The sequence below is a fragment of the Propioniciclava sp. genome, assembly GCF_029977985.1.
GTDB lineage: Bacteria > Actinomycetota > Actinomycetes > Propionibacteriales > Propionibacteriaceae > Propioniciclava.
The window spans coordinates 1-7,013 of the sequence record NZ_JARKOT010000262.1 but is presented as its reverse complement, the minus strand read 5'-3'; the positions used below and the strand labels follow the sequence as shown (position 1 = coordinate 7,013).

Below are 7,013 nucleotides of genomic sequence, written 5' to 3'. Positions count from 1 at the left end.
CCAGGGTGGGGGGGGGCGCGCCCGCCGCGGCCGGCGCCACCCCCCCCCCCCCCCCCCCCCCACCCCCGCCCCCCCCCCCCCCCCCCCCCGCGCACGGTGCACCGAACCCGTCGTCTTCGACGGTTTCGCTCCACCTTGCGGAGGTTTTCAGTCGGTCAGACGCCGGGCCTCGTCCGCTCGGCCCGAGCGGTCGACGTCCACCACCAGGACCTCGAGGCCGCTCCACGGCCCGGCCAGTGCGGCGGTGACGTCGGCCGCGGTCGCGACGCGGCGGGCCGGCACGCCGAAGCCCGTTGCGAGGGCCACCAGATCCAGGCCGGTGGGGGTGGCGAAGACCCGTTCGAACGACTCGGCGAAGCGGTCCTGGCCGTACTCCAGCGTCGCGAAGATGCTGCCGCCGCCGTCATCGGCCACCACCACCCGGAGAGTGGGCCTCGGCTCGCCGGGCCCGATCGCCAGCGAGCCGACGTCGTGGACGAACGCGAGGTCGCCGCAGAGCAGCGTGGTCGGCGCACCGGTGGCCAGGGCGACACCGGTCGCGGTGGCCAGCGTCCCGTCGATGCCGGACAGGCCACGGTTGGCGTACACCGGGCCGGGGTCCGGACGGACGGGCGCCAGGTCGGCGTCCCGGATCGGGTTCGAGTTGCCGAGGCACAGCACCTGCTCCGGCGGCACCGCGCCCACCACGATCCGCGCGAGTTCCGGTCCGGTGAGCGCGCCGTCGGTGTCCGCGGCCAGGCCGGCCGAGCGCTCGGCGTCGGCCGCCCGCCAGGCGTCCAGCCAGTCGCCCGGACCCGGCTCCACCGACACCGCGCCGGCGACCAGGGATGCCCGCCACCCCGGGTCCACGTAGTCCGGCCGGGCTGCCACCACCACGACCTCGACGCCCGCGCGGGCGAGCAGGGCGGTGACCGGGCGGGACAGGTTCGGCCGGCCGAACACCACCACGCGCTCGACCTGGCGGCCCAGGGGGCCGGCCAGCAGCAGCCGTCCGGTGGCCAGCGCGTTCGCGCCGGACCTCGCGTTGCTCGACGGCTCCGCGACCAGGGGCAGGCCCGCCTCCTCCGCGAGCGCGCGGGCCGCTCGTCCGGTCGCCGGGTCGGCGTCGCCGCACACCACGACCGTGCGCGGCCGGCCGGCCAACGCCGTCGGCTCCGGACGGGCGAACCGGCCCGCGCGCACGGCCCGGCGGGACGCCGGACCGGCGACCTGGCCGCTCTCGGGCACGAGGGGCAGGCCGAACTCCAGGTTGAGCTGGGCAGGCCCCGGAACACCCGAGAGGTCGCCCCCGGCCGCGAGGACCGCGCGCGCAGCCTGCGCCGCCCAGGAGGCGGGCGCGGCGGTCGACGACACCCGGCCGCGATGACGCAGGAAGCCGGCGAAGAGGTCCAGTTGCTCGGTGGTCTGGTTCGCCCCCGTGCCGACGAGCGCGGCGGGCCGGTCGGCCGACAGCACCAGCAGCGGCACGCCGGCGTGGGCGGCCTCCATCACGGCGGGCAGCAGGTTGCCCACCGCGGTGCCGGACGTGGTGACGACCGGGACGAAGCGTCCGGACGCCTTCGCGAGCCCGAGCGCGAGGAACCCCGCACCCCGCTCGTCCACGCGAACGTGCAGCCGCAGCAGCCCTTCCCGGGCGGCGGCGTCGCCGACCAGCGCCAGCGGGGCGCTGCGCGAGCCCGGGGCGAGTACCAGGTCGGTCAGCCCTTGGGCCAGCAGTTGGCCTATCACGGCCTGTGCGCAGGCGATGGACTCGCTCACAACTCCCCCTCGTGCGTGGCTCCGGTGGGTGTCGGCCGGAGATCCGGGGTCGAGCCCGGGATGACGGTGGTGACGGTCGCCCGGGCTCCCGGGACGGTGGCGAGCCGCTCCAGCCAGGCAGCGGTGGCGTCCGGACCGGCCGTCCAGTCGGCTGCGGCGTCCACGTCCACGCTGCGTACCTCGATCTCTCCGTCCACGGCCACCAGCGGCCGTGTGGTCACGTCCGTGGTGAACATCGTTGCGGTGTTCAGCCCGCAGGCATAGGGCAACTCGGGCAGGGCCGCCGCGAGCGCCACGCCGGCGGCGAGGCCGACCGAGCTCTCCAGGGCCGAGGAGACCACGACCGGCAGGCCCAGTCGTTCGGCGAGTTCGAGGCAGCGCCGGACGCCCCCGAGCGGCTGCACCTTGAGCACGGCGATGTCCGCGGCGTGCTCCGCGACCACCCGTTCGGGGTCGCCGGAGCGGCGGATGCTCTCGTCCGCGGCGATCGGCACGTCCACCCCGGCCCGGGCGAGCCGCAGCCGCAGTTGCGCGAGGTCGCCGACGCTCGCGCAGGGCTGCTCGGCGTACTCCAGGTCGAACCGGGCGAGCTCGCGCAGGTTGCGCTCGGCCGCGGCCACGTCCCAAAGCCCGTTGACGTCGACGCGCAGCTTCCCGTCCGCGCCGAGGGCGTCGCGCACCGCCTCGACCCTGGCCACGTCGTCGGCGAACGTCTGGCCCGGCTCCGCGACCTTCACCTTCGCCGTACGGCAGCCGGACGTGGCGACGAGCGCGTGGGCGGCTTCCGGTCCGATCGCCGGGACGGTGGCGTTCACCGGCACCCGGTCGCGGACCGGCTCGGGGAAGCCCAGGGTCGCCGCCTCGACCGTCGCCTGCCACCAGGCGTCGATCTCCGGGTGGGTGTACTCGGCGAAGGGACTCCACTCGGCCCAGCCGGCCGGTCCGCGGACCAGCAGTCCCTCGCGCACGGTGAGCCCCCGGAACCGGTTCCGCAGGCCGAGCGCGTAGGCCACCGCCGCCGAGAACATGGCCGGCCTCAGTGGGCGATCACGAGCCCGAGGAACAGGCCGGTGGCGCAGGCGAGTTCCGCGAAGCCGGTCTGCTTGAGGACGGGGATCAGCGCGCGTCCGGTGACGCCGCGGGCGACCTCGCGGATCGGGCCGATCAGCGCCACGAGCATGAACCAGCCGAGCAGCGCCCACCAGGAACTCGTCGCGGCCACGCCGAACACCCCGGCCGCCGCGACGACGAGCAGGCCGAGGAAGAACCGGCGGGTGCCTGCGTCGCCGAGGCGGGTGGCGAGGGTCCGCTTGCCGGCCGCGCGGTCGCCGTCCAGGTCGCGCAGGTTGTTGGCGACGAGGATCGCGCAGGCGAGGACGCCGATGGCGACCGCCGTCCACCAGGTCGCGGCGGTGACGCCGTCCAGCTGGATGTAGACGGTGCCGGTCACGGCGACCAGCCCGAAGAAGATGAACACGAACAGTTCGCCGAGCCCGAGGTAGCCGTACGGGCGCTTGCCGCCGGTGTAGAACCAGGCGGCGGCGATGGCCGCGGCGCCGACGGCGAGCAGCCACCAGTGGCCGGTGATCACGACGACGGCGAGTCCCGCCAGCGCGGCGATGCCGAAGCAGGCCAGGGCCGCCGCCAGCACATGCCGGGGGTGGGCCGCGCCGGAGCCGACCAGCCGCAGCGGACCGACCCGCGCGGCGTCGGTGCCCCGGATGCCGTCGGAGTAGTCGTTGGCGAAGTTCACCCCGATCTGCAGGGCGAGGGCGACGACGAGGGCAAGGCCGGCGAGCAGGGGGGAGAAGGCGTTCTCGAACCAGGCGATGGCGCTGCCGGCGACGACCGGCGCCAGGGCGGCCGGCAGGGTTCGCGGACGGGCACCCTCGACCCATTCAGCCAGTGACGCCATCTTCGCCCTTCTCGTGCCAGCACCGCAGCAGTGCCGTCCGGTCGATCTTGCCTATCGATGTGTACGCCAACGTGGCGACCCGCCGCAATTCGCGCGGTGCGGCGGCGCGACCGAGCCGGGGTTCGAGGCGGTCCCTGACCTCGGCGAGGTCGTAGTCGCCGGTGGTCATCGCGACGATCCGGTGCCCCCATCGCTCGTCCGGGACGGCGAGCAGTGCCAGCAGGCCCGGACCGAACTTCTCGTCACAGACCCGCTGGGCCGCGGCCAGGTCGACGTTCGTGCCGGCGGAGATCACCACGTCGTCGATCCGGCCGAGCACCTGGAGTCGGCCGTCCAGCCAGCGGCCGCGGTCGTTGGTGCGGACGAGGTCGCCGCTCAGCACCTCGCGGGTGAGGTCCGGCCGCAGCCGGTAGCCGGAGAACGCCATCGGGCCGCCGAGGGAGAGCCGGCCGACACCGGGATCCGTGTCGGTTTCGGGTTCGATCTCGACGCGGACCCCGTCCAGCGGCACGCCGTCGTAGACGCAGCCGCCGCAGGTCTCGCTCATGCCGTAGGTGGTGACCACCGTGATCCCGGCCTCGCGGGCGCGCTCGCGCAGGCCCACGGGGACGGCGCTGCCGCCGACGAGGATCGCGGCGTAGCCCGGGAGCGCCGCGCGCACCCGGGGATCGCCGAGGCCCCGGTCGAGCTGGGCCGCGACGAGCGAGAGGTAGGTGCGCCCGTCCGGGTCGGGCAGGTCGGACAGGTCGGGACGGGCGAACCGGACGCGAGTGCCCGCGACGACGGCCCGGGCGATGGTCATCAACCCGGCGACGTGGGCCGCCGGCAGCGCGCACACCCACTCCCCCGGCCCGCCGAGCCGCTGGTGGGTCGCGTCGGCGGCAAACCGGATGGCGTCGGCCCCGAGCACGACCGCCTTCGGCTCGCCGGTCGACCCGGACGTGGTGACGACGGCAGCGGCGCCGGCTTCGACCGGTTCGTCCAGCCCCAGCGCCGGCAGCAGCCGCGCTTCAGGTTCCGGAGCGATCGGCGGCCCGCCGGCCAGTGCGTCCGCGAGCCCACCGACCAGGTCGGCACCGCTCAGCAGCCGCAATCGCACGCTCCCACCGTAGTCATCCGGACGTGGGCCGTCGCCACAACCGCGAATGCAAAGAACCATCCCCGGGCTGGTTGCGGCGCCCGAGACGGTAGCCGCTCGTTGACACCCATGCCCCCTTGCCATCATCGACGGGCGTCTCGGCGCCACCAGCGATCCGTTTGGCCAACTGCAGCATTTCGCTCCACTCGGCCAACAGATCGTCATGGTCGCTGTCGACGGTGTCCGAACGCCAGCCGCCGGCAGTCTCCAGCCAGAGGTGGGCCTGGTAGGCGTGGCCCAGTTCTACAGCGGCGCCCGGAGCGTGCCCCTCCAGCCGAAATATCGCACCCTCAGCAATAGGGCGCCGATTCACTCCACACCCGGCCAGTTCGACGCCAGCGACGTGGTCGAGCTCATCACCCAGGTCGGAGGGCTCCGCACCATGGGCATTCATCTCACTGCCTCCAGAATTGATGGTACTTGCCTTTGCCCACATCTGCTAAGTGCACCATACCTTCTCTCGATGTGGAGGTTCCACTTGGGACCCTTTTAGGTCTGCCAATACTTGCGAGTTTGTCCTATGGGCATCCTTCGGTGACCGGACGCGCCTCGACCGAACCGGACACAGGACTTGTAGCGACTGATCGTACTGGAGAAAGCCCGCACGGCCGCCTTGGCCTTCTTGACCACCGTGCGATACGGCTCGCCGCAGGCCCACTGTCACCCGACCACCACAGTTCGGGGATTCGGCAGCTGCATCATTCTTGAGTGAGATCAGTACCGAATCTCCCTCGGCGCTGATCTGTAGGCGACGCCCGGTCCTGCCGAATGAATCGTCGGGGACATCTATTTGCCTCCATGCTCCGGCACGCCGCGGCAATGCTCCGATAGGCTTCGATATCCCATTATCGTCGGTGACGATCGGCGGAACTGATCTCAGCCATCGGCGCGCCCTCCACGCGCCGAAGACCCAGCCCACGAGACCGTTGCGCTGCGTGCCGTGAACTCAAGCGAGTGCAGACCCATCACGAACTCGTACACGTTATTGTTCAGTTCGGCGACGTTGAAGACCGGCTCGCGCCGCCAGGCAAGCGGCGGCGGACTGTCGTCATGCTGCACACGGAGATACTGGACGCCCTCGAACACCAAGGTCGCCGAGTTCCCATCGTCGTCCCGAACGCCGATGCTCACGGACTGCTCGTCAACACTTGCCTCGATGGCCATCGATACGAACAGGAAGTCCCTCACCTCGTCGTCCCTCTCGGACGGCGCCCCCGGCAGGACGAGTCGACTCTGCCGCGTCTGAATCGGGTAGCGCTCCACGACTAGTACTCGTCGACCTGGTCGCGCCGGACGCGCCTGGCCTCGGGCCACGCGGCCACGATGGATCGCTTCACTCGCTCGTGGATGTCACTCTGCATTCTGTTCTCTCATCGTCGCCGCTCCGTCACTGGACCCAGCGTGGGCAACTGTTGCGCACATCCAAGCAGGTGTGACGAGGCCTGTCAGGCGCCGTGAGAACTCCGTCCGCCGCAGGTCCGCTCGGGGCCACTCCGACGGCCGTTGTGACGTCTCGACAGGCTCGACGGACGAGAGATGGTCCGGGCATGGACGGCGACCCACCAGACCACGCGACTCGCCGCAAACCTGAGTTTTACCTGAGAGCTCGCTTATGGAAGACTGCTTCCCGTGCTGAGACTCCGGACCGTGCGGGCGGGCATCGTCGCCCTCGCCGCAGTCTTCGGAATCACACCGCTCGTCCCGGGCGCTGACCTCCTGGCCAGGGCCGTGACGCCGCCGAACTCCTCCGCGACCACCGACACCAGCCAGACGGCAGAACTCGCGGCCTACCGGCAGTCGCTGCTGCACCGCCAGAGCTCCGCGATCGACATCCACAACGCCACGATCAAGGCGCTGCACGACTTGAAAGTGCAGGAGCTCGGCTACGAGCCGTCGATCACCGATCCCCGCGAGATCGCCCGGCAGATCATGACCAACAAGTACGGGTGGGGCGACGACCAGTTCACCTGCTACAACTCGATCATCATGCGCGAGAGCCGGTGGAACCCGTACGCGGACAACCCCCACTCCAGCGCCTACGGCATCCCGCAGGCCCTGCCGGGCAGCAAGATGGCCAGCTTCGGCTCGGACTGGCGGACGAACCCCGCCACCCAGATCCGCTGGGGCCTCGACTACGTGCACGACCGCTACGGCACCCCCTGCCAGGCCTGGGGCTTCAAGCGCTCCCACGGCTGGTACTGA

General features: G+C 72.0%; 6 protein-coding genes. 1 reads left to right on the top strand and 5 read right to left on the bottom strand.

Annotation, left to right across the window (positions count from 1 at the left end; all coding sequences use genetic code 11):
* Positions 1-147: 147 nt before the first annotated feature.
* The 5 genes from menD to Q1K57_RS14130 all read right to left on the bottom strand — a co-directional run bounded on the left by menD (position 148) and on the right by Q1K57_RS14130 (position 6,074).
* A complete protein-coding gene (gene menD, locus Q1K57_RS14150) occupies positions 148-1,758 on the bottom strand; it encodes a 2-succinyl-5-enolpyruvyl-6-hydroxy-3-cyclohexene-1-carboxylic-acid synthase (RefSeq protein WP_300083717.1) in 1,611 nt (536 codons plus the stop codon).
* The gene (locus Q1K57_RS14145) at positions 1,755-2,786 is read right to left on the bottom strand and encodes an o-succinylbenzoate synthase (RefSeq protein WP_300083715.1); all 1,032 of its coding nucleotides are present in this window, start codon (positions 2,784-2,786) and stop codon (positions 1,755-1,757) included. The genes menD and Q1K57_RS14145 overlap by 4 nt, the downstream gene beginning before the upstream one ends.
* Positions 2,787-2,794: 8 nt before the next feature.
* Positions 2,795-3,673, bottom strand: a complete 879-nt coding sequence (locus Q1K57_RS14140) for a 1,4-dihydroxy-2-naphthoate polyprenyltransferase (protein ID WP_300083713.1) — start codon at positions 3,671-3,673, stop codon at positions 2,795-2,797.
* On the bottom strand, positions 3,657-4,772 hold the full coding sequence (locus Q1K57_RS14135; protein ID WP_300083711.1) for an AMP-binding protein: 1,116 nt from the start codon (positions 4,770-4,772) through the stop codon (positions 3,657-3,659). Before Q1K57_RS14135 ends, Q1K57_RS14140 begins: the two co-directional genes overlap by 17 nt.
* Positions 4,773-5,687: 915 nt before the next feature.
* Positions 5,688-6,074 (bottom strand): hypothetical protein, encoded by a 387-nt coding sequence (locus Q1K57_RS14130; protein WP_300083709.1) that lies wholly within the window; start codon positions 6,072-6,074, stop codon positions 5,688-5,690.
* Between the two features lie 366 nt (positions 6,075-6,440).
* Here Q1K57_RS14130 and Q1K57_RS14125 point away from each other — a divergent pair, with 366 nt between their 5' ends.
* Positions 6,441-7,013, top strand: a complete 573-nt coding sequence (locus Q1K57_RS14125) for a lytic transglycosylase domain-containing protein (protein ID WP_300083707.1) — start codon at positions 6,441-6,443, stop codon at positions 7,011-7,013.